Origin of the sequence: Paenibacillus qinlingensis (genome assembly GCF_013204845.1) — a bacterium.
GTDB lineage: Bacteria > Bacillota > Bacilli > Paenibacillales > NBRC-103111 > Paenibacillus_E > Paenibacillus_E qinlingensis.
The window spans coordinates 89,314-111,539 of record NZ_JABMKY010000022.1 but is presented as its reverse complement, the minus strand read 5'-3'; the positions used below and the strand labels follow the sequence as shown (position 1 = coordinate 111,539).

19 protein-coding genes and 1 riboswitch are annotated in these 22,226 nt (G+C 46.1%); of the genes, 17 read left to right on the top strand and 2 right to left on the bottom strand.

What is annotated here, in order from left to right; genetic code table 11:
• Nucleotides 1-15 precede the first annotated feature (15 nt).
• The 9 genes from HQN88_RS28960 (at nucleotide 16) to HQN88_RS28920 (ending at nucleotide 11,882) form a co-directional block, all read left to right on the top strand.
• Nucleotides 16-954 carry a polyprenyl synthetase family protein gene (locus tag HQN88_RS28960; protein ID WP_173119069.1) on the top strand — a complete coding sequence of 313 codons (939 nt, stop codon included), beginning with the start codon at nucleotides 16-18 and terminating at the stop codon, nucleotides 952-954.
• Between the two features lie 640 nt (nucleotides 955-1,594).
• Nucleotides 1,595-3,091: a response regulator transcription factor gene (locus HQN88_RS28955; protein ID WP_173119068.1), complete on the top strand. Its 1,497-nt coding sequence runs from the start codon at nucleotides 1,595-1,597 to the stop codon at nucleotides 3,089-3,091.
• Between the two features lies 1 nt (nucleotide 3,092).
• The gene (locus HQN88_RS28950; RefSeq protein ID WP_173119066.1) at nucleotides 3,093-4,835 is read left to right on the top strand and encodes a sensor histidine kinase; all 1,743 of its coding nucleotides are present in this window, start codon (nucleotides 3,093-3,095) and stop codon (nucleotides 4,833-4,835) included.
• Between the two features lie 166 nt (nucleotides 4,836-5,001).
• Nucleotides 5,002-5,919: an ABC transporter permease gene (locus HQN88_RS28945; RefSeq protein WP_173119064.1), complete on the top strand. Its 918-nt coding sequence runs from the start codon at nucleotides 5,002-5,004 to the stop codon at nucleotides 5,917-5,919.
• Between the two features lie 118 nt (nucleotides 5,920-6,037).
• The gene (locus HQN88_RS28940; protein ID WP_173119062.1) at nucleotides 6,038-6,919 is read left to right on the top strand and encodes a carbohydrate ABC transporter permease; all 882 of its coding nucleotides are present in this window, start codon (nucleotides 6,038-6,040) and stop codon (nucleotides 6,917-6,919) included.
• Between the two features lie 56 nt (nucleotides 6,920-6,975).
• Complete coding sequence (locus HQN88_RS28935) at nucleotides 6,976-8,604, top strand: extracellular solute-binding protein (protein WP_173119060.1); 1,629 nt, start codon at nucleotides 6,976-6,978, stop codon at nucleotides 8,602-8,604.
• 101 nt (nucleotides 8,605-8,705) lie between these two features.
• A complete protein-coding gene (locus HQN88_RS28930) occupies nucleotides 8,706-10,244 on the top strand; it encodes an ABC transporter substrate-binding protein (protein ID WP_173119058.1) in 1,539 nt (512 codons plus the stop codon).
• Complete coding sequence (locus HQN88_RS28925) at nucleotides 10,241-11,209, top strand: pectinesterase family protein (RefSeq protein ID WP_173119056.1); 969 nt, start codon at nucleotides 10,241-10,243, stop codon at nucleotides 11,207-11,209. Before HQN88_RS28930 ends, HQN88_RS28925 begins: the two co-directional genes overlap by 4 nt.
• A gap of 400 nt (nucleotides 11,210-11,609) precedes the next feature.
• On the top strand, nucleotides 11,610-11,882 hold the full coding sequence (locus tag HQN88_RS28920; protein ID WP_173119054.1) for a Fur family transcriptional regulator: 273 nt from the start codon (nucleotides 11,610-11,612) through the stop codon (nucleotides 11,880-11,882).
• A gap of 18 nt (nucleotides 11,883-11,900) precedes the next feature.
• On the opposite strand, the gene HQN88_RS28915 is transcribed toward HQN88_RS28920, so the two are convergent.
• Entirely contained in the window at nucleotides 11,901-12,461 is a 561-nt protein-coding gene (locus HQN88_RS28915) for a YdeI/OmpD-associated family protein (protein ID WP_173119052.1), read from the bottom strand.
• 9 nt (nucleotides 12,462-12,470) lie between these two features.
• On the bottom strand, nucleotides 12,471-12,920 hold the full coding sequence (locus tag HQN88_RS28910; protein ID WP_173119050.1) for a VOC family protein: 450 nt from the start codon (nucleotides 12,918-12,920) through the stop codon (nucleotides 12,471-12,473).
• 362 nt (nucleotides 12,921-13,282) lie between these two features.
• Nucleotides 13,283-13,384: riboswitch (purine riboswitch) on the top strand.
• A 134-nt stretch (nucleotides 13,385-13,518) separates the two neighbouring features.
• Between HQN88_RS28910 and purE the strand changes: the two genes are divergently transcribed.
• The 8 genes from purE to purF all read left to right on the top strand — a co-directional run bounded on the left by purE (nucleotide 13,519) and on the right by purF (nucleotide 22,177).
• Entirely contained in the window at nucleotides 13,519-14,004 is a 486-nt protein-coding gene (gene purE, locus HQN88_RS28905; RefSeq protein ID WP_056612763.1) for a 5-(carboxyamino)imidazole ribonucleotide mutase, read from the top strand.
• Entirely contained in the window at nucleotides 14,001-15,173 is a 1,173-nt protein-coding gene (gene purK / locus HQN88_RS28900) for a 5-(carboxyamino)imidazole ribonucleotide synthase (protein WP_173119048.1), read from the top strand. Before purE ends, purK begins: the two co-directional genes overlap by 4 nt.
• A gap of 26 nt (nucleotides 15,174-15,199) precedes the next feature.
• Complete coding sequence (gene purB / locus HQN88_RS28895) at nucleotides 15,200-16,495, top strand: adenylosuccinate lyase (RefSeq protein ID WP_056612767.1); 1,296 nt, start codon at nucleotides 15,200-15,202, stop codon at nucleotides 16,493-16,495.
• Nucleotides 16,496-16,559: 64 nt separating this feature from the next.
• A complete protein-coding gene (locus HQN88_RS28890) occupies nucleotides 16,560-17,441 on the top strand; it encodes a phosphoribosylaminoimidazolesuccinocarboxamide synthase (RefSeq protein ID WP_173119090.1) in 882 nt (293 codons plus the stop codon).
• 26 nt (nucleotides 17,442-17,467) lie between these two features.
• Nucleotides 17,468-17,707 carry a phosphoribosylformylglycinamidine synthase subunit PurS gene (gene purS, locus HQN88_RS28885; RefSeq protein WP_028556672.1) on the top strand — a complete coding sequence of 80 codons (240 nt, stop codon included), beginning with the start codon at nucleotides 17,468-17,470 and terminating at the stop codon, nucleotides 17,705-17,707.
• A gap of 36 nt (nucleotides 17,708-17,743) precedes the next feature.
• On the top strand, nucleotides 17,744-18,439 hold the full coding sequence (gene purQ / locus HQN88_RS28880; RefSeq protein ID WP_056612769.1) for a phosphoribosylformylglycinamidine synthase subunit PurQ: 696 nt from the start codon (nucleotides 17,744-17,746) through the stop codon (nucleotides 18,437-18,439).
• Complete coding sequence (gene purL, locus HQN88_RS28875; protein WP_173119046.1) at nucleotides 18,417-20,660, top strand: phosphoribosylformylglycinamidine synthase subunit PurL; 2,244 nt, start codon at nucleotides 18,417-18,419, stop codon at nucleotides 20,658-20,660. Before purQ ends, purL begins: the two co-directional genes overlap by 23 nt.
• Nucleotides 20,645-22,177, top strand: coding sequence for an amidophosphoribosyltransferase (gene purF, locus HQN88_RS28870; protein WP_173119044.1), 1,533 nt, complete (start codon nucleotides 20,645-20,647; stop codon nucleotides 22,175-22,177). Before purL ends, purF begins: the two co-directional genes overlap by 16 nt.
• Nucleotides 22,178-22,226: the final 49 nt, after the last annotated feature.

The window sequence follows — 22,226 nt, the reverse complement described above, 5'->3', positions numbered from 1 at the left end:
AAGTAGGCACTTTACATGCAGGACATTCAGCAGCACATGGCACGGATGATGGATGATTATATGTTTGATGAGGATTTGAAAACGCTGCTGAGATCATGTATGTCAGATAACGAGACCTCGAGTCTGTCTTGGGCCAAAGTCACGCTGTGCACACACGCTATGCTAGGTGGGGGTTCCCCTGACATCTATCGCCGAGCGGCATTGACGGAGTTAGTTGTTCTTATCCTGGATATCGTTGATGATCTGCAGGATCAGGATAGCGATAGTAAGCCTTGGATGCGCGTGGACACGGCGAGTGCGTTGAATGCTGTTTTAGCGCTAATGATCGGTGTAATAGGTGAATTGGGTAGAATGAATGCAAGCGGAACGATGTTGGTCGAAATTAGCAAAATTATTGCTAGGTCGATTAATGGTCAGCATAAAGATGTGATGAATGCGGTTTCGACTGTCGATGATTACTTATGGATGACCCAAGAGAAATCGGGTTCCTTATTCCGTCTTGCTTGCTTCCTAGGTTATGCAGATACAGCATCTACAGAAGGAACGATAGATCAGCTGCATCAGATCGCCGATTGTGTGGGGCTTCTCCACCAGATTCAGAATGATGTGCGCGATCTCGTTCGCTATGATGAGAAAAGTGACCTAATGGCGAAGAAGCGGACGCTGCCCATTCTGTATCTACTCTCCATTGAAGATGAGGAGTTCTCACCTGTGAAGGCTTACTATAGAGGAGAAATGTCGGCTGTACTTTTTGCGGAAAAGGAAGACGTCGTGAAACAGTTGATTCAGGACTCCGGCTGCTTGGAGTACGCACGTATTGTTCAATCGGTGTGCACGCAGAAGGCGGAGGAGATATGGGCCGATCTGCCTGCGTTGTCCCCATGGAAGGAAGAGTTTCGGTCGCTCACGTGGGGCGATTTCATAAAGCTGGGTGTAGAAGTGGAGCAGGCATAGTGCCTGCTCTTTTCTCATCTACAAAGCAGAATAGCGAGATGCTGTGTGACACGCTAGATACGAGTAAAGAAGTAGGAGTAGGAGTAGAAGTAGAAGTAGAAGTAGAAGTAGAAGTAGAAGTAGAAGTAGAAGGAGTATGAGTAACTGGGATGGATTGCTGAGTCAGAATGTTGAGTAAAATGGGGGCTTTTCTTAATATCTCTTGAGCGACGCTCGAGCCTCAGACGAATAAATGGATTTTATGTAGTTAAATATTTGAATTAACTAATCAAATGCAGTGTAGATGGAAAATATACAGTTAATTACATATATTTTTACTTAAATAAACAAAACAGATGATTTTAACTACATATTTTCCAGTTGAATCGAGATTTTGAGTGAAATTCTCGTAAATAGCTGTATATTTTCCAGTTAATGCACTCTAACAACGCAAGAGCGCTGAGCTTACGAGTACGCGTGTGAGACTATGCGTGTGTGGGGAGCGCCGACACCAAGTACGTATGTAAGAACTGCGTAGGTGAGATGTATGTACGGGTACACCATAAAAATATGATATGGATCGCAAAAATGTTGAATTTTAATCAGAAGCGCTCATCTGATAGAATTTAGATGGAGTTGGTTTTGGAAGGGAGGAAGCGCTTTGTTTCAGATCCTCATCGTGGATGACGAGCATATTGAAAGAGAAGGAATTAAGCGATTAATCCACAAATATAAACTGCCCCTAGCTGTGTTAGAAGCTGAAAATGGGGAAGAAGCCTTAGAGATGCTAGCATCGCATCCAATCGATATTGTATTAACTGATATCAAGATGCCATTTATGGATGGCCTTACTTTGTGTGAGCGGGCACGGGCGCAGTTCCCAGAGTTGAAAATTATAATTTTCAGCGCTTATGGGGAGTTTGAGTATGCACAAAGAGCGATTCATTATCAGATCGCTTCCTACCTGCTGAAGCCCATTGATGTGAGTGACTTCCAAAGAGCCTTTCATGAGGTCATTGCGCTCTGTCATAAGGATCAAGAGCAAGAAAAGGAAGAACTGTTTTTAGAGATCCTTCATACTGGGCAAGCTTCTTCATCGCTCACTCGTAAGTTAGATCTTCTGGGGCTTCATTTTAGTCAGATGTCGGTTCAATTGATTTTAATTGATTACAGTTCGTCGGTGTTTGACGTAGAGCACGATTTGCTGCCAGAGAGGTTCCAGACCGTCATTCAGGGGCCATTCGATTATGTGAATTTGAATGAAAGTCAGAGCTTAGTCTGTATACGATGGGATCATGCGGTGCGTAAGGAAGATCTTGAGTCGTTAGGCAGCAGACTGAAAGCAAGCATTGCGGACTCCTACAACGAAACATTTACGATGGTCATTTCAAGACTAATTCATACAGGAGATGGGTTGGCTCCAGAGTTTAAGCTCATGGAGAGTGTGCTGGACTATAAGTTTTTCTTTCATGAAAGCACAGTGCTATATACGGACGAAAGTCAGGGGCAAGAAGAAATAGCGAGTACAATCCCTAAACTGATGGAAACCCTCTATTGGCATTTGGAAGTCAAAGATGAATTCGGTCTTCGCCAAGGCGTCGAGTTATTCTTTAAGACAATAGATGGGAGTGGGCAGCACTCCGCGATATACGTGAAGTATATGTGTACAGAGCTGGCGAAGAAAATATGGGAAACCGCAGGGAAGACAGACGTCCACGCTTTTAAGTCGATTGTTGAGGTTATATTCGGATGTAAGTCACTAGCGGAGCTGAAGGCACAAATACATGCCGTTCTCGGATTATTGGATGGTGATACGGAAGTTCATAATCCAGAATTCAGTAAGAAAGTGATTAAGGACATCCGGAAATTGATTGAAGACAACTACATGTCGGATATCAGCCTGCAATGGATTGCAGAGAAGGTGTTTCTTACACAAACCTATGTGAGCTACCTGTTTAAGCGGGAAGTCGGGCAAACATTTGTTAAATATATAACGACGATTCGGATGCATAAGGCTGAGGGGCTGTTGAGGGATACGCATTTAACGATTGCGGACATTAGTCAGCAGGTCGGGTATATGAATACATCTTATTTCTGCAAAACGTTTAAACAGGTTCATGGGCAAAGTCCGGCCAAATTCCGAGAAGGAACGAGCTGATATGAGAACTTTCCTAGCTTATTTCCAAAACTTAAGATTTAAGCAAAAGCTGTTTATTTCCTATATGGTCGTTTCCATTATACCGGTTGTCGTATTGGGGATGTTTTCCTATCACCAAGCAAGCTCTTTCCTGCTCCAACAGGCGAAACAGAATTTGGATGGAGCGATTAGTCAAATCGCAGAAACGATTAACTATCGCGCGAAGCAGCATGAAGCGATTATTAATTCCATCACACAAAATGTAGTATTTAAGCGCATCTTTATTAGTAATGACGGTGATTTTCCTGTCTTGTATCGGGATTATGTGGATCCGTTTTTCAGTAACATTCTTGATTTTAATCAGGATATCTTACAAATATCGGTGTTTACCGAGAATCAGTCTATTCTGCGTGGTGAATATATTCTGCCGCTCGAATTGACAGCGGATCTGAAGTGGGCGAATCAGCGAATGAATTCGAAAGGAACACAGTGGAACATTAAGAATGGCAAGCTCTTCGCTACAAGGCCGTTCATAAGTGAAGAGGGAGTGCAGTTAGGGAAGGCACCAGCAGTGTTGTTCCTGAGCATTGATGCCGATAGCTTGTTTCAGGGCTTGGATGATATTCAAACGAAGGCCTATGGCATCTTGGTTTTAGATAAAGATGGTAATCAAATCCTATCAAAAAATATACAAATGAGCCGATCGCTTCCCATTGCTTCGCTGCCATCCAACCAGTTAATGGAGCGTATCGGTTCATTCTCTATGCAGGCAACGGATTACATGTACATCACAGCGGATATGGCTGAGCCAGGCTGGAAGCTTGTCTATTTTACACCTAAGAACGGGATTTCGGTGGATGCAAGAAGCATTGTGAGTGCGACAGCCCTGATCGTCTTGGTTTGTTTAGCTGGACTGCTGCTTATCATCTGGATGTTCTCCAATACCTTCGTCAAACGGATTATTAAGCTCAATAAGAAGATGATGATCGTCGAAAATGGCAATCTGAAGATTGACGTATCTAGTCAGTCAAGAGATGAAATTGGACAATTGACGAATAGGTTCGGCAATATGCTAGTCAATATTAACACCTTAATAGAAGAAGTGTATCAGAGTAAAATCACGCAGAAAGAGGCGGAGCTCAAGGCGCTGCAGACGCAGATTAATCCCCATTTTCTATATAACACCTTATCGATTATTAATTGGAAGGCGTTAGAGATTGATGCGATGGAAATTAGTCAGATCACGAATACGGTTTCACGCTTCTATCGCACGGTTCTGAACAAGGGGAGAGATTTCATCCCTGTCCGAAATGAATTGGAGAATGCCAAAGATTATATGCATATTCAAAGTATCATGCATAATTATCGCTTTGATTTCATTTGCGACGTAGAGGAAGCGTTGTTGCGATACGACATGATTAATCTTATTTTTCAGCCGATACTAGAAAATGCATTAGAGCATGGTATTGATAAGCTCCGTAAGGGGAGTGCGCGAGGCTGTATTACCCTGCGAGGTTACAGGTCGGGGGATGACCTGGAGTTCTGCATCGAGGATAACGGGCCAGGGATGAGTAAGAAGTTGGCGGAAGAAGTTATTCAACTAAGCTCAGTCGGGTATGGGTTAAAAAATGTACACGATCGCATCCAGATTCGCTTTGGTCAAGGCTATGGCTTGCGAATTGAAAGTGAGCTTGGACACGGCACCTGCGTATTTCTGAATTTTCCAGCCTATACGGCGGAGGGATATTCCAGGGTTGAAGAATAGTAGATGAAGCAACACCTATGAAGTCGGCGTGAAGACACCCGAACTGAATAGGTGTTTTTTTTTGCGTAAAAAAGTGTTACATATCGCAAAAATGTTGGATATTTGCAAAGTCAGCCATGCGCTAAAATTACGTTATTGGATGATTGATTGAAAGGAGCTGGAGTTATTGGGGGATAAGAAACCGCCGCTGATCAAGCTGATACGCAGAGATAAACTGCTTCTGCTGATGTTTTTACCGGTATTTCTGTATTATTTCATATTTTGTTACTTGCCAATGCCGGGGATCCTCATTGCTTTTAAAAACTTTACACCGGGACATGGTGTATTCGGAGGCGAGTGGGTTGGCCTTAGATGGTTGGACCAGTTTGTACATTCCCGTTATTTCTGGCGACTGCTGAGGAACACCTTCTTGCTCGCGTTCTATCCGCTAGTCATCGGATTCTCAATTCCTATTCTTTTTGCCATATGTGTTGTTGAAATTAAAAATGGCTTCTTCAAGCGTTTTGCCCAGACGGTGACCTACCTGCCGCACTTTATCTCAACGGTTGTTATCGCAGGGATGATCATTAACTTCCTTTCGCCGACAGACGGTATCGTGAATACGCTATTGGCTTCCATGGGCATGGCCAAAATTAATTTCATGATGGCGCCCGAATGGTTCCGATCCATTTTTACGGTATCAGGTATCTGGCAAAGCTTTGGTTTCAGCTCGATTATCTATATCGCGGCTATTATGGGGATCGACCAAGAAATGTACGATTCCGGAAAGATTGATGGCGTTAACAAATTTCAAGAGGTATGGCATCTCACACTGCCAAGCTTAAAGCCTACGATTGTGATTCTGTTCCTGCTCTCCATCGGCGGCATTATGAGTGTGAACTTCGAAAAGGTGTATCTGCTCTATAACGGTGCCACGTATGAAACCGCTGATGTGATCTCGACCTATGTATACAGGCAAGGGATAGAGTCACAGAACTTTGGTTTTGCTACAGCAGTGGGGCTATTCAATTCCATTATCAGTTTCATTCTAGTATATGCGGCCAACCAAGCGAGTCGTCGTGTGAACGATATGTCTTTGTGGTAGCAGCGGCTTGAAATAAACGGCAACGCCGTCCTCTCAGAACGTGTGCGTTTATCCAAAAATATAGCCGACTTATCATGTGAAACATATAAATTCTTATATTTCAAGAAAGGAGGCCTTCATGGTTAAATCATGGACGGACCGGAGTTTTTATGTCATCGTGTACAGTCTTGTCGCGCTAGCGATAGTTGTGACCTTGTATCCCTTCATTTATGTGGTGAGCATCTCAATGAGCTCGGTAGAAGCCATAGACAATAAGTTAGTCACGTTCTTACCGGTTGATCTGAATTTCGATGGGTACAAAATGGTGCTCGGCTACTCCGAGTTATGGAAGTCTTATTACAACACCATTTGGTATACCGTCGTGGGGACGGTCTTTAATCTGGTGGCCACATGCTTAGCGGCCTATCCGCTTTCGAGGAAGGCATTCTTCCTTCGAAGAAAGCTCAATTTCTACATCGCATTCACGATGTACTTCTCTGGCGGGTTGATTCCCATTTACATGGTGATCACGGAATTAGGGCTCTACAACACGAGATGGGCGATGATTCTGCCTGTACTTGTAAGCACCTTTAACGTCATGATCTTGCGCTCAGCCTTCGAGAATATTCCGAACGAAATATTTGAGAGTGCGAATATGGATGGAGCTAAGGATTTCACCTTACTGTTCCGTATTGCGATACCGCTTACAAAACCGACGCTTGCGGTTCTTACGCTGTATTATGCGATCGCGCACTGGAATGACTTCTTCAATGCCCTTCTGTACCTAGGGAAGGCGGAGTTGCAACCGCTGCAAATTTTTCTCCGAAGGGTGCTCATTATGGCCTCGCCTGAAATTATGCAGAAAATGGGAGGCGAGACAGCGGCGAAGGCACTTGCGGTTTCGACGCTGCAAGTTCGCTATGTTTCCATTGTTGTCAGCATTTTGCCGATTATTACGATCTATCCGTTCATCCAAAAGTATTTCGTTCGTGGTATCACGCTAGGTGCAGTCAAAGGGTAGCGATACTCTAGCTGGATAGATAAGTGGGCTTTATACATTGAGGGAGGTTTTCGTATATGAAAAAAACACTTAAAACAACGGCAAGTTTGTCTCTGATTACGGCCTTATTCGCTATGGTAGCTGCAGGTTGTACAAGTGAGGGGAGTTCAGAACCTACGTCTAGCGCCGGAGTGGCAACGCTTAAACCAGATGCGAGTGCAGCGGCAGCGCCAGCAGGCTTTACCTACACAGGTAAAGGGCCAATCACCGATAAAGCAGGATCGCTCAAAATTCTTGCAACGAACGCCTGGACGAACAATGTCGACCTGAACCAAGCTCCAATTGTCCAAGAATTGAGTAAACGAGCAGGTGTTACAGTCAATTGGGAGCTGCTTCCGCCATCGACCTATCAGGATGCGATTAGTCCGCGACTTGCCGCAGGAGCCGATCTCCCCGATGTGATCTATCAGTTGGATCAGGATCAGACGATGAAGAATATTCAAGGAGGCTTGTTCAAACCTCTGAACGATTATATCGATAAGTATGGGGTCAACATCAAGAAGCTGTTCGAGAAATACCCTGCGTTGAAAGCAAGCTTAACGACACCAGACGGGAAGATTTACTATCTGCCTCAGCTGGCCGTAACCAAGAACTATATGCCTACTTTTATGGTGAACGTAAGATGGCTAGAAAAGCTAAATCTTAAAGAGCCAACAACGCTCGATGAATTTACGGATATGCTGCGTAAGTTCAAAGCGAATGACCCGAATGGCAATGGCAAGCAGGATGAAATCCCATTCTCGGTTGCGCCTAATCAACTAGCGAATGCATTTGGACCCGTATTCGGATTGGATTTAGCCAATAACTTCTATGCAGACAAGGACGGTAAGGTACATTACTCGTACTATGAGCCGAACTATAAGGAATATTTAACCTACTTAAATAGTTTGTACAAAGAGGGATTACTAGAGTCGGATTTCGCCAGCGTCACAGCGGATCAGATTACCTCGAAATTCTCGCAAAACATAACAGGCGTTACATTTAACTTTAGCTGGTATACCTCGATGGTGTACAGTAAGCTGTTCAAGGATTACGATCCTACACAGCCGCTCATAAAAGGGATCGCCCCATTCAAAGGGCCGCATGGTGATCAATTCTATATTGGACGGAACCCCATCACTGGTATATTCGGCGTTTCGAAGAATGCGAAGGATCCGGAGCTGGCGTTCAAATTCTTGGACTATGCGAGCAGTGAAGAATCCAAGGAGATGTATGCGTGGGGACTGCAAGGACAAACGTTTGAGGTAGTTGACGGCAAGAAACAATTTACGGAAAAAGGGAAGGATAATGATTTTATCCAAAAATTCGGTATCAACCCAACGAATTTGCCAATCGAGCAATCTGTCGATGCAACGGATGTACTGGTAGCGCCATGGCATGCTAAGATTGATAAAGAGATGGAGAAGTATATCAAAGCACCGTTCCCATTCGTTTACGCGCTGAAAGCAGAGGCAGACAAAGAGAACACGGTCATGCCGGATATTACGACCTACGTGAATGAAATGAACATTAAGTTTATTACCGGCAAGGAAAGCTTGGATAAATTCGATAGCTATATCAAGTCATTGAAAAGCATGGGTGTTGATGATGTCATAAAAGGTAGACAAGCGCAATATGACCGTTATCTCACGGCCAGTAAGAAATAATAAATAACGATTGTCGTTTGTGTAACTAGCACAGCAGCCGTGGAAATGGCTGCTGTGCTTATCCATTTGCGGCGACGAATCCCAAAAAGGACGGTTTCAGGATGAAAAGATCCACCTATATGTTACTGTTCATCGTGATGTGTACTTCGATTGTTGTGTTCATGATGGTTGGCAGGGAACGAGAGCCAGATTCGACGTCGGCAACGTCACACACGAACAACGCGGGGCAAGGTCTAGCGCCCACCACCTTACATATATTGTTTCCTTTGGAGAAACCCGTTGCCCAAGATGAAGTTATTCAAGCAGTGGAGACTAAGCTAGCAAAGGATGGCTTGCCGATCAAGCTTAAATTTACCTATATCCCGTATGATCAGTACTGGAATAAGCTGTGGCTGAATGCGGCAAGCGGTGAGCCTTATGATATTGCTTTATCGGCGTATTCAAATATAGCGGATTTAGTTTCCAAGAAAGTCTTAGCACCCTTGGATGATGCGCTACGCGATTATGGTCATGCAATAGTAAACAGCACACCGGATTATGCATTTCAAGGGGTAACGATTAACGGGCATATCTATGGTATCCCCCGTGTGATGCCTATTGCTGAGTTTCAGAGCTTCCTGCAAATAAGAGGCGATCTAAGAAAGAAATATGGTTTACCGGAGATTAGAACGGTGGCCGATATGGATACGTATTTGGAGACGATTCATCAAAAAGAACGGATGATTACGCCCTATTTTTATGACACGGGTCGGTTTTTGCTTCGAGAATATGGGGATGTCGCTTTTTTTGCGGGAGGTTACTTGAATGCTCCTGTGTATATTGATCCGGCGGATCCACAACTTAAGGTCAGAAATACGTATGAGTCTGATTTCTTCGTTCACATCATGGAGAAGATGCATGAATGGCAAGAGAAGGGCTACATTCCCTATGGTCCATCAGACACCTCGAAGTATCCGGATCCAGAGCTTGCTTTTAACTCAGGTAAAGTGGCGGCAACGTGGAGCGTTGTCATGAAGCAAACCGAGCGAATTGATGCGTTCAAAGCGATGCTTCCAGAGGGGGAACTGGAGAATGTGTATTTGCATCCCGAGAAGCCGAAGTACTTATACACAGGTGCTGACAATATACTTTCTGTATTTTCAACAAGCCAGCATGTGAATGAGTCCGTTGCCTTCCTAAATTGGCTGAGAAGCAGCCAAGAGAACTACGATCTGTTCACCTATGGGATCAAGGATGTCAATTACAAACTGAAGGACGACGCCATCGTCTATGACGGTATTGCGCCAGAGCATCAATATAATCCGATTAGCTGGACCTGGAATGACATTCGGTTTGCTCGGTTTAGTACGCATATATCGCCTGCATATAGGAAAGTGCTGCGAGACTGGGATAAGGAAGCTATCGTTTCCCCGACGCTCGGCTTTGTTCCTGATCTGGCTCCAATTAAATCGGAGATTGCTCAACTCAATGTCATCATTACGGAGTATTTACCGATTTTGTATGATGCCAAAGTGGATTGGACAACAACGATGGCCAGCTTCAGAACCAAATTAAAGGATGCGGGCATGAATCATGTTATGTCGGAAATTCAACGTCAGTTTGATACTTACCGCGCTAGTAGAAAGGGTGAAAAGTCATGATTACCGTTGCAGCAGATGGGAGCGGCGACTTCCTTAGTATCCAAGAGGCTGTGGATCAAATCCCCATGGAGAAACGAGAGCCCACAATCATTCACATTAAGAGTGGTGTTTATAAAGAGAAGTTATATATCGATAAGCCATGGATAACGTTGGTTGGCGAAGGAGCGGAAACGACCGTAATCTCATATGACGATTATGCGAAAAAGGTGTTTCCGAGCGGAGAACCTTACCACACGTTTCATTCTTACACGGCTTACATAGGCGGGGATCATGTGACGGTTGAGGGCGTTACGATCGAGAATACAGCGGGAAGCGGGGAGATTGTGGGACAGGCCTTGGCAGCTTATGTCGATGGGGACTGCGTCGCCTTTCGCGATTGCCGATTTCTCGGGCATCAGGACACGCTGTTCACAGGGCCTTTGCCACCGAAACCGCGAGATCGCGCCAGTTTTGGCGGTCCAAGGGAGGATGCCCCGAGACGCCCAGTGAGGCAGTATTACGAACGCTGCTATGTGGAGGGGGACGTTGATTTCATTTTTGGCTCGGCGACTGCTGTGTTTCAGGATTGTGAGATTGTCTCCTTGGGACGCGGCTGGATTACAGCTGCCTCTACCCCGGAGGATGTTCAGTATGGTTATGTGTTTCTCAGATGTAAGCTGACCGGTGATGCGCCTGAGCAGTCCGTTGGTTTAGGAAGGCCGTGGCGGAATTATGCGAAGACAGCGTTCGTAGATTGCTGGGTAGGAGCGCATATTAAAGCAGCGGGTTGGGATCGATGGAATGAACAGGAACCTGTAGATGAGGTTAGGTACATGGAGTATGGAAGTGTGGGTCCGGGGGCTGTAACTAGCGGGCGCGCTGAGTGGGAAAGCGAGTTGAACGTACAGGAAGCGGGTAGACTGACAGCTCAGCGAGTTCTTGCAGGCGATGATGGTTGGGATCCGGCAATCCGCAGCGGGGGATAAGACAATCCAAGTGGCTTATTGATCGTTTAGCTGCCGATTCGGATTAATTAAGCAAGATTGGGGTGCTTATTCTTTGTTAACACAGTTGAAACTTCACGTTATTGATGGAATAAGCACGCTTGAAGGTCTTATCTCGCCAAATAAGCACATAGTTGAATAAATTAGCAAGTTTAGCTTGTTTATTGCCGTCAGGAGGATAGCTCTTGGCGGTTTTTCATTGTATAAGAAAGGTTGTTGATAACGATTCTCGACAAAATGAAATAAATACTATATAATAATAATTACAAATAAGGAGCATGACTTACGGCGAGCATGAACGCGATATTACATTTATGTTCAGCAATCGAACCGTAAGTGGCTGCACATCATACAATGAAAAATGAAAGAGGAGGTTACCCTAATGGTCAAACATGATCTGAATCAAGCTTTACAACGGATGCGGGCTAGAAATATCCCTTTAACTCCGCAGCGGCAAGCGTTACTTACGTATCTTTATGCGCAGGAAAGTTACACGACGGTGAAAGACATTTGCGAGGCAATGGTCGGTGAGTATCCGCATGTGAACGCGATGACAGTGAACAGCTCTCTGCACGTTTTTAAACAGCTGGGATTAGTGAATGAGTTGACAGTTGGCGGAGCTTCCTTACGATATGAAGCAGCTATTTGCTCGTAAGTGAATTCTAGTACGGGATTAGTACGCGAGTAGTCGGCCATTATCATGCCATTGTCCATATATTTTATTGAGACGGGTATGTTCAATGAACTTGGTTAATCGATTCTGATATAACGTTACATCGTTCCGTACAGATTGAATATTGTCGAGTTTCACTCTCACGTAGAGATCTGGCAAGGACTGAAAATGGCCATACAGCACTTCGTCCTGACGTAGTTGGTTTAAGATATCTTCATCTATGACGAATGATGCGGTGTTCATATCGGGCAGTACTCGATGCCCTGATTCAGTCATGAACCCTAATTTATCTAAACGTCGGACTCGTTCTTTATTGAGCTCTGTCCATTTACTCTTTTTTTTCCTAGGCGAGAATCGTTGCGCAGTGTGGGTGTCATCTACTTTTTTAGTTGTGCTATCGATCCAGCCGAAGCATAAGGCCTCTTCAACGAAATCAATGTAACTCATGGAAGTGCGATGAGTAGGAACTAACCAACAATAATTTTCAGTGCTGTGATGGTTGGCTAGCCACTCCCGCCATTCTTGTCGCGTCTGTACGTGTACTATGTTATCTATAATCATAATGACTAGTCACTCCCGATTTGTGGCATTCATTATTTTGGCATTCACTATTTCTAAATAGTGAGCATTGTACATAATGCCCAACACGTTTCCAAAGGGATCTGTGACGGAGGCTGTGATGAATCCCTCCCCGCGGTGTACAAGTGGTTCGTACTCGACTGCTCCCATAGCTTTCAAATTCGTAAGCGTGGCTTCAATATTATCAACATGCCAGTACATGATAGCTCCACCAAGGCTGGTCGATGCATGCGGATGGGCAAAGCGGCGATCGATCAGACCTAGTTCATGCTGGTAGTCGCCAAGACGAAATTCGGCATAGACCAGTTGACCATCGGGTCCCGATTTTTCGAAGTAAGGTTTAATGCCCAACAGCTCAGAGTACCATGCCTGTGCAGCCCCCACATCATCAGCCCAATAACTAATGGTTGCAAAACCTCTTAATGTTTGCTTTGTATTCATTGTATAATCCCTCCTCATATATGAAGTATTGGTGCTATATGAGTATTGTAAACGGTACACACTGACAACTATATGTCAGTGTGTTTATTTCATTTTTAAATATTCAAAGTGCGTGATTGTCGAAAAATATGAAAGTTCGTTAACGAAGTGATTTGGATGTCTAGGAACAACGGAGGATTTCATATAGAAGTGTTGAGAAACGGTTGAGAAACGCATCTTTCCTCATGAACAGGTAAAAGCTAGAAAATGTGCCTAAAAAGCGAACTATTTAAAAGAAATAAGAGAAAATCGTTCGTTTTTTCAAATTGACATGGCACGTTAGTTGGTAGTAAACTAGGAAAGCGGGAAATGAAGCCGCACTAATTGAAAATGTCGAAACAACTCGTATAAAATCAGGAATAAGGCCTGGAAGTATCTACCCAAAAACCATGAATTTTTGGACTACGAGGAAGCGAATGAGGGGAACCATAGGAAATGATGGTCTTTTTGCATTCGGTTCTTTTGCTGTCCAGCGTATAGAATCGTGAATTCTAGCTCTGGGCATTTTTTATTATTAAATGAAGATTTTAAAAAGTCGGCTTTCAGAAAGAGGTTTGTGATGACGGTACGTGTTGGTGTAATTATGGGAAGCCAGTCGGATTGGGAAACGATGAAGCACGCTTGTGATATGTTGGACGAACTGGGTATAGCGTATGAGAAGAAGGTTGTCTCCGCGCATAGAACGCCCGATCTAATGTTTGACTATGCAGCATCGGCTATCGAACGCGGGCTACAAGTCATTATTGCTGGAGCAGGCGGTGCGGCGCATTTACCAGGAATGGTAGCTGCCAAAACTGAGCTACCGGTTATTGGTGTTCCAGTCAAAACGTCCACGTTGAATGGTATGGACTCTCTGCTCTCTATTGTACAAATGCCAGGCGGCATTCCGGTTGCTACAGTTGCGATCGGCCATGCGGGTGCTACGAACGCAGGCTTGCTCGCTGCGCAGATTCTGGGCGCTTTTGATCCAGAGATCCAAGCGAAAGTGAAAGCACGCCGCGCGCGTATTACGCAAACGGTGCTAGAAAGCAGTGACCAGCTATGAGCGAGGTATCCAGCGGTAAGGTAATCCAGCCAGGAGGCACAATCGGCATTCTTGGCGGCGGGCAATTAGGGCGCATGCTTACGCTAGCCGGACGCAACATGGGATATCGCTTCGTAGCGCTCGATCCGACAGAGGACGCACCTTGCGGCCAAGTCGCGGATCAGATTCAAGCGGACTTCGACGATGTGGAAGCAGCCAGAAGGCTTGCCGCACGTTCGGACGTAATCACATACGAATTCGAAAACGTCGACGCACACGTCACCAACATCTTGATGGAAGAGTCCTATGTTCCACAAGGCAGTCAACTTTTATACACGACTCAGCACCGTCTTCGCGAGAAAAGAGCGATTGAAGCGGCAGGCGTTCCAGTAGCGCCTTATGCAGAGATCACAAGCGAAGCGGAGCTGCGGGAAGCAGCCGAGCGCTTCGGTACGCCATGCGTACTCAAAACCGCTACAGGCGGTTATGACGGCAAAGGGCAATGGGTGCTTCGCTCCTTAGATGAGGTCGCCGAAGCTTATGAAACCTTAAGCCGGGCCAAAACCGAGCTGGTTCTCGAACAATTCATTCATTTTGACAAGGAATTATCCGTTATTGCAGCTAGAAGTCCACGCGGCGAGGTAAAGGCATTTCCTGCTGCTGAAAATATACATGTACATAATATTCTGCACGAATCCATCGTGCCGGCACGTATTCCTGTGCCCGTGCAGAAGGCAGCCGAAGAACTCGCGATTCGCATCGCGGAGTCGCTCGGTGTGATTGGGTTGATCGCGGTTGAGCTATTCCTGACGAAGGATGGCCAGTTATACGTCAATGAGTTGGCGCCGCGCCCTCACAATTCCGGCCACTATACGATGGAAGCTTGCCGGACTTCTCAGTTCGAGCAGCACGTACGCGCAATCTGCAATTTGCCGCTAGGTTCAACAGAACTGATTACACCTGTGGTCATGGTCAACTTGCTAGGTGAGCACATTGCGCCGCTGCATGATCAACTTGCTGAGCCGGGCTTCTTAGAAAATGAAGCATTAGGCGTCTCTGCCAAACTTCATTTGTACGGCAAGAAAGAGGCGAAAGTGAAACGCAAGATGGGTCATATCAACCTTTTAACAGATGATGTTGAGAAAGCATTGACTTGGATAGAACAGACAGGCATTTGGGAAAGTAAGTAAATGAAACTCATTGGAGGAACGGAAACATGATTGAACGTTATACACGCCCTGAAATGGCACGCATTTGGACAGAAGAAAATAAATTTAACGCTTGGTTGGAAGTTGAAATTCTTTCTTGCGAAGCTTGGTCAGAGCTAGGTGTTATTCCGAAAGAAGATGTAAAAGTATTGCGCGAAAAAGCAAGCTTTAACATCGATCGTATTTATGAAATCGAGCAAGAGACGCGTCATGACGTGATCGCCTTCACAAGAGCGGTTTCCGAGACATTAGGGCCTGAGCGTAAATGGGTTCACTACGGCTTAACATCAACGGACGTTGTAGATACAGCACTTGGTTACTTGCTGCGTCAAGCGAACGAAATTTTGGACAAAGACATCCAGAACTTCATCGAAATCCTTCGCAATAAAGCGATTGAGCATAGAGATACAGCGATGATGGGTAGAACGCATGGTGTTCATGCAGAGCCAACGACGTTTGGTTTGAAAATGGCGCTATGGTACGAGGAAATGAAGCGTAACCTGGAGCGTTTCCGCTTTGCCGCTGATGGCGTGCAATTCGGTAAAATCTCTGGAGCAGTAGGAACATATGCAAACATCGATCCGTTCGTTGAAGAGTATGTATGTGGCAAGCTTGGAACAAAAGCAGCGCCAATCTCCACACAAACATTGCAACGTGACCGTCACGCTGAATACATGGCTACATTGGCACTAGTAGCAACATCCCTTGATAAATTTGCTACGGAAATTCGCGCACTTCAAAAGAGTGAGTTCCGCGAAGTTGAAGAGCCGTTTGCTAAGGGTCAAAAAGGCTCCTCCGCAATGCCGCACAAACGTAACCCAATCGGTTGCGAAAGCATTTCCGGTCTATCTCGCGTAATTCGTGGACACATGGTGTCGGCTTACGAGAACGTAACGCTTTGGCATGAGCGCGACATTTCGCACTCCTCCGTAGAGCGTATTATTTTACCGGATGCAACACAGTTGTTGAACTACATGTTGAACCGTCTGGGTAACATCATCAAGAACCTGACAGTGTTCCCAGAGAACATGAAACGCAACATGCGCAGCACGTACGATGTTCCATTCTCCGGCCGCGTCATGACGAAGCTGATCGACAAAGGCTTTGCTCGTGAGCAAGCGTACGATACCGTACAGCCGAGAGCGATGCAAGCATGGGAAGAGCAACGCTCCTTCCGCGAAATCGTTGAGAATGCATCGGTGATCACCGAGGTGTTAAGCCCAGAAGAAATCGCAGATTGCTTCGATCCAAGCTGGCATTTGAAACATGTAAGCACGATCTTTGACCGTCTTGGTTTGAACTAGAAGTTAGTGAACGAACAGATAGATTTGAAGGGGAAAGGGTGTGGAATTCGTGGCAAACGCAAGCGTGATCGTAGATACAGCTGAGGAAATGATTAATGCGCCTCTGGTGCACAAAGGCAAAGTACGTGAGTTGTATGATCTTGGCGATAGTTTTTTGATCGTGGTAACGGATCGGATTTCGGCTTTTGATTACATTTTGAAGCCTGGCGTTCCAGATAAAGGGTATGTACTCAATGCCCTGAGCAAGTACTGGTTCGGCATTACTAGCGGTTATATGAACAATCACATCATTCATACAGATGTTGAGAAGCTTCATGCCATTATTCCAAGTGCAGCGGATCGGGAGCTTTTGAAAGAGCGTATCATCGTGGCGAAAAAGGCAGAGCGTATCTCCATCGAGTGCGTGGTACGCGGCTACATTACGGGGAATGGCTGGAGACAGTACGCAAGTACTGGCGAAATCAATGGCCGCAAATTGCCTGAAGGATTGCGCAAGAACGAGCGTTTGAACGATCCGATTTTCACACCTGCAGCGAAAAACGATGTGGGTCACGATGAGGATATTTCTATTGAACAAATGATCGAGCTTGTTGGCGAAGAGCTGACGTATGCTCTGCAAGAGCGCAGCATTATGCTGTACACGTTGGCGCATAGCATCTGCGAGCAAAAAGGCATCATTTTGGCCGATACGAAGTTTGAATTCGGTTTTTATGCGGGTGAACTTATTATTATTGATGAGATCTTTACGCCGGATTCTTCCCGTTACTGGTCACAAGATAAATACGCCTTGGATGTCGAGATCGATTCCATGGACAAAGAGCCTGTTCGCACGTACTTAGCGGGATCAGGTTGGGATAAAAATAGTGAACCGGACGAGCTTCCAGCCTCTGTTGTGGAAGAGACTTCGAACCGATATAAAGAAATTTTGCACCGCTTGGTTGATTAAAAATAACGCTGAGGAGCGATTTCACGATGAAAGCAACAGTCTATGTAACGATTAAACAGAACGTATTGGACGTGCAAGGAACGGCAGTACAAGGAGCACTTCACTCCATGGGCTTCGAAGAAGTTGGCAAAGTGCGCATCGGTAAATACTTGGAGCTTGAACTTGGTACAACAGACAGAGCAGAAGCAGAAGCACGCGTGAAAGCAATGTGCGAGAAGTTACTAGCAAACACAGTTATCGAAGACTACCGTTACGAATTGGTGTAATCAACCATTAACGCACAACTTTTAGGAGGAAAAACCATGAATTTTGCGGTTCTTGTGTTCCCGGGATCGAATTGCGATATCGACTTGTACAAAGCGATTGAAGACACAATTGGTCAACCTGTTGACTATGTATGGCATACGGACGGTGACTTGTCCAAATACGATTGTATCCTAGTACCAGGAGGATTCTCTTACGGGGATTACCTGCGTTGTGGAGCAATTGCTCAGTTCACAAACGTAATGAAAGCTGTCGTGAAAGCTGCGGAAGAAGGCAAATACATTCTAGGTATTTGTAACGGATTCCAAGTGTTGACGGAAGCTCGCTTATTGCCAGGCGCATTGCTTCGCAATAACGGCATGAAATTCCGCTGTCACCAAGCGGTTCTGAAAGTTGAAAACAACACAACGGCGTTCACACGTGATTATGCCGAAGGTGAATTGATCAACATTCCGATCGCTCACGGTGAAGGCAACTACTACTGTGACGATGCTACACTAAAAGAATTGCAAGAAAACAACCAAATCGTGTTCCGTTATGAAGCGGGCAACAACCCGAACGGATCACTTGATGATATCGCAGGAATCAGCAACAAAGCAGGGAACGTAGTGGGTATGATGCCCCATCCAGAGCGCGCCATTCATGAGATTCTAGGCTCCGCAGACGGTAAGAAAATGTTCACATCAATTCTAAGTGCTTGGAGGGAAAAACATGACGCAGCAGCTATCCGCTAAGGAACCATCTCCGGAACAAATCGCGGAACAGAAGATTTACAAGCAAATGGGCGTAACCGACGAGGAGTTTGCTAAGATTTGTGGTTTCCTTGGACGTACTCCGAACTATGTAGAAATCGGCGTATTCAGCGTAATGTGGTCCGAGCATTGTTCTTACAAAAATTCCAAACCTGTTCTTCGCAAATTCCCAGTTACAGGACCTCGCGTTCTCATGGGACCTGGTGAAGGTGCAGGGATTGTAGATATCGGGGACAACCAAGCGGTTGTTTTCAAAATCGAAAGTCATAACCACCCTTCCGCTATCGAGCCTTACCAAGGCGCAGCGACAGGTGTGGGCGGTATTATTCGTGATATTTTCTCCATGGGTGCACGACCAGTTGCTCTACTTAACTCCTTGCGTTTCGGTAAATTGGAAAATGACCGCGTGAAGTACTTGTTCGAGCACGTTGTTTCCGGTATCGCTGGATACGGTAACTGTATCGGGATTCCGACAGTTGGCGGCGAAGTGATGTTCGACGAGAGTTACGAAGGAAACCCGCTTGTTAACGCAATGTGCGTGGGTCTTATCGACCACGACATGATCCAACGCGGTGTTGCCAAAGGTGTTGGCAACCCAGTCTTCTACGTAGGCCCAGCAACAGGCCGCGACGGTATCCACGGTGCGACATTCGCATCCGAGGAATTGACAGCTGAATCCGAAGCGAAGCGTCCAGCGGTACAAGTTGGCGATCCGTTCATGGAAAAGCTAGTGCTAGAAGCTTGTTTAGAGTTAATCGATTCCGGCATCGTGCTTGGAATTCAAGATATGGGTGCAGCGGGACTTACTTGTTCCTCCGCTGAGATGGCAAGTAAAGCAGGTAACGGCATGGAGTTGTACCTGGATGAAGTTCCACAACGTGAAGAAGGCATGACAGCGTATGAAATGATGTTGTCTGAGTCCCAAGAGCGTATGCTATTCGTTGTTGAGCCGAAGGATGAGGCGCAAGCTAAGGGCATCTTCGAACGTTGGGGCTTGCACTGTGCGAAAGTCGGTAAAGTTACTGACGACGGCTTCTTGAAGCTAATCCACCACGGTGAAGTCGTGGCGAACATGCCTGTAGGCGCACTCGTTGACGAGTGCCCAGTTTACAATAAGCCAAGCAAAGTGCCGGCTTATTATGAAGCAAGCGCAGCGATTGACACAACGCGTTACCCAGAGGTAACGAAGTTGACGGAAGCGCTGAAATCCGTACTCGCATCCCCGACGGTAGCGAGCAAAGAGTGGGTTTACAACCAATATGACTACATGGTTCGTACAGAAACAGCTGTGCGTCCAGGTTCAGACGCAGCAGTAGTAACAATCCGCGGCACGCGCAAAGGTCTTGCGATGACAACGGACTGTAACGGACGCTACGTGTACTTGGATCCAGAAGTGGGCGGACGTATCGCCGTATCCGAAGCAGCGCGTAACGTTGTTTGTTCCGGTGCTGAGCCGCTTGCTGTGACAGACAACCTGAATTTCGGTTCCCCGGACAAGCCAGAAATATTCTGGCAGTTGGAGAAATCCACTGACGGTATGGCAGAAGCTTGCCGCTTCTTGGATACGCCGGTTATCGGCGGTAACGTTTCTCTTTACAACGAGAACGCCAAAGGCGCGATCTACCCTACACCAGTTATCGGGATGGTTGGACTTGTTCATGACATCGATCACATCACGACACAGAATTTCAAAAACGAAGGCGACATCATTATCCTGCTAGGCGAGACGAAAGCTGAGCTCGGCGGCAGTGAATTCCAATATGTGATTCACGGTGTAACCGAAGGCCGTCCTCCTGAGTTGGACTTGGCAACTGAAAAACGCCTGCAAAACGCAGTACTCAAAGCGATTCAAGAAGGTCTTGTTGCATCTGCGCATGACTTGTCTGAAGGCGGATTGGCTGTAGCACTTGCAGAAAGCTGTATTAGCGGAAACATCGGCGCAGAAGTTAATGTAGCGTCCGATCTTCGTCCAGATTTCGCATTGTTCAGTGAATCGCAATCACGTATCGTACTTAGCGCTACACCAGACAAAGCCGATGCCCTTAAGCATTGGATCGCTTCCCAAGGTGTACCTTATCAAGAAATCGGAAAAGTAACAGGTTCTTACCTCACTGTGAAAATCAATGACGAACAGCGTCTCCAGTCTCCTGTAAACGAGCTGGCGAAAGTCTGGAAGGATGCGATTCCATGTCTAATGGCGTGAAACAATCCAAGGCCCTGAAGCTTCCTGTTGCACCATTGGAACAACTTGCGAATGGTCAGCATGAGCTTTGGACAGGTGACTATTACAACGAAGGTATTGGCGGCCAAGGCGGATTGTTCGATAAGCTGAACGAAGAGTGCGGGGTGTTCGGGGTGTACGGTCATCCCGACGCTTCCTCCCTGTGTTATTACGGATTGCATGCTCTTCAGCATCGTGGACAGGAAAGTGCCGGCATTTGTACAGTGGATGAAGGCAAATTTAATTATTACCGTGGCATGGGACTTGCGAAGGAAGTTTTTACAAATGATAATTTGCATCCACTTACGGGTTCAACGGCTATCGCTCATGTTCGTTACTCAACAGCAGGCGAAAGCAAGTTGGCGAATGCACAGCCGCTCGTGTTCAAATACCGTGAGGGCGATCTAGCGATTGCGACGAACGGGAACCTTGATAATGCCAACATTATCAAACGTGAGCTGGAGCGTAAGGGTTCCATTTTCCAAACAACAAGTGATACTGAGGTTATGGCGCATCTGATTGCTCGTTCCGAGCATGATGATATCGTTGACGCTGTGAAAGATGCGATGAATCAAGTCATCGGCGGCTTTGCATTCCTTATTATTACGAAAGATAAATTGATTGCTGCGCTTGATCCGAACGGCTTACGTCCGTTCATGATCGGCCGACTCGGAGATGCTTACTTATTCGCGTCCGAGACATGTGCATTTGATGCGGTTGGGGCAACCTATTTCCGTGATGTACAGCCTGGGGAGATCATTGTAATTGATCGTGACGGCTTCCGTTCCGAGCAGTTTACAGAAGGCGGCAAGCGCGCGATTTGTGCGATGGAATACATCTACTTTGCTCGTCCAGACAGCGACATCGACACGGTCAATATTCACTCCGCTCGTAAACGGATGGGTAAACGCTTGGCGATGGAAGCCTTCGTGGATGCGGACATTGTAACCGGCGTGCCGGATTCCAGTATTTCAGCTGCGATTGGCTTTGCGGAACAAACGGGAATTCCTTATGAGTTGGGTCTGATCAAGAACCGCTACACAGGCCGGACGTTCATCATTCCAAGCCAAGAGCTTCGTGAGCAAGGTGTCAAAATGAAACTGAGCGCCGTTCGGAAAGTGGTCGAAGGCAAGCGTGTCGTGATGATCGATGACTCCATCGTTCGTGGGACAACGTCCTTACGCATCGTCAACCTGCTTCGTGAAGCAGGAGCAACGGAAGTTCACGTGCGGATTTCTTCGCCGCCTTTTATGAACCCTTGTTACTACGGGATTGATACACCGGACCGCAAAGAGCTTATCGCGGCGATGAATTCGATCGAGGAAATTCGCAAGGCAATCAACGCGGATTCGCTTCATTTTTTAACGAAAGATGGATTGTTGGATTCAATCGGTCAAGGTTCCGCAGGGAAAGCAAGCGGATATTGTACAGCTTGCTTCGACAACAGCTACCCAACGGAAATCGTTGATGTGACGAAGGTTGGCTGTGCTTGTGATTAACAGCAAAAGAGAGAAAACGGGGGTCTAACGACCTCCCCCATATATAGAC

Excerpts from the sequence above, each read along its gene's own strand:
- HQN88_RS28960 (WP_173119069.1), top strand. The coding sequence starts at position 16 with ATGCAGGACATTCAGCAGCACATGGCACGGATGATGGATGATTATATG.
- HQN88_RS28950 (WP_173119066.1), top strand. The coding sequence starts at position 3,093 with ATGAGAACTTTCCTAGCTTATTTCCAAAACTTAAGATTTAAGCAAAAG.
- HQN88_RS28940 (WP_173119062.1), top strand. The coding sequence starts at position 6,038 with ATGGTTAAATCATGGACGGACCGGAGTTTTTATGTCATCGTGTACAGT.
- HQN88_RS28935 (WP_173119060.1), top strand. The coding sequence starts at position 6,976 with ATGAAAAAAACACTTAAAACAACGGCAAGTTTGTCTCTGATTACGGCC.
- HQN88_RS28930 (WP_173119058.1), top strand. The coding sequence starts at position 8,706 with ATGAAAAGATCCACCTATATGTTACTGTTCATCGTGATGTGTACTTCG.
- HQN88_RS28925 (WP_173119056.1), top strand. The coding sequence starts at position 10,241 with ATGATTACCGTTGCAGCAGATGGGAGCGGCGACTTCCTTAGTATCCAA.
- HQN88_RS28920 (WP_173119054.1), top strand. The coding sequence starts at position 11,610 with ATGGTCAAACATGATCTGAATCAAGCTTTACAACGGATGCGGGCTAGA.
- HQN88_RS28915 (WP_173119052.1), bottom strand. The coding sequence starts at position 12,461 with ATGATTATAGATAACATAGTACACGTACAGACGCGACAAGAATGGCGG.
- HQN88_RS28910 (WP_173119050.1), bottom strand. The coding sequence starts at position 12,920 with ATGAATACAAAGCAAACATTAAGAGGTTTTGCAACCATTAGTTATTGG.
- purE (WP_056612763.1), top strand. The coding sequence starts at position 13,519 with ATGACGGTACGTGTTGGTGTAATTATGGGAAGCCAGTCGGATTGGGAA.
- purK (WP_173119048.1), top strand. The coding sequence starts at position 14,001 with ATGAGCGAGGTATCCAGCGGTAAGGTAATCCAGCCAGGAGGCACAATC.
- purB (WP_056612767.1), top strand. The coding sequence starts at position 15,200 with ATGATTGAACGTTATACACGCCCTGAAATGGCACGCATTTGGACAGAA.
- purS (WP_028556672.1), top strand. The coding sequence starts at position 17,468 with ATGAAAGCAACAGTCTATGTAACGATTAAACAGAACGTATTGGACGTG.
- purQ (WP_056612769.1), top strand. The coding sequence starts at position 17,744 with ATGAATTTTGCGGTTCTTGTGTTCCCGGGATCGAATTGCGATATCGAC.
- purL (WP_173119046.1), top strand. The coding sequence starts at position 18,417 with ATGACGCAGCAGCTATCCGCTAAGGAACCATCTCCGGAACAAATCGCG.
- purF (WP_173119044.1), top strand. The coding sequence starts at position 20,645 with ATGTCTAATGGCGTGAAACAATCCAAGGCCCTGAAGCTTCCTGTTGCA.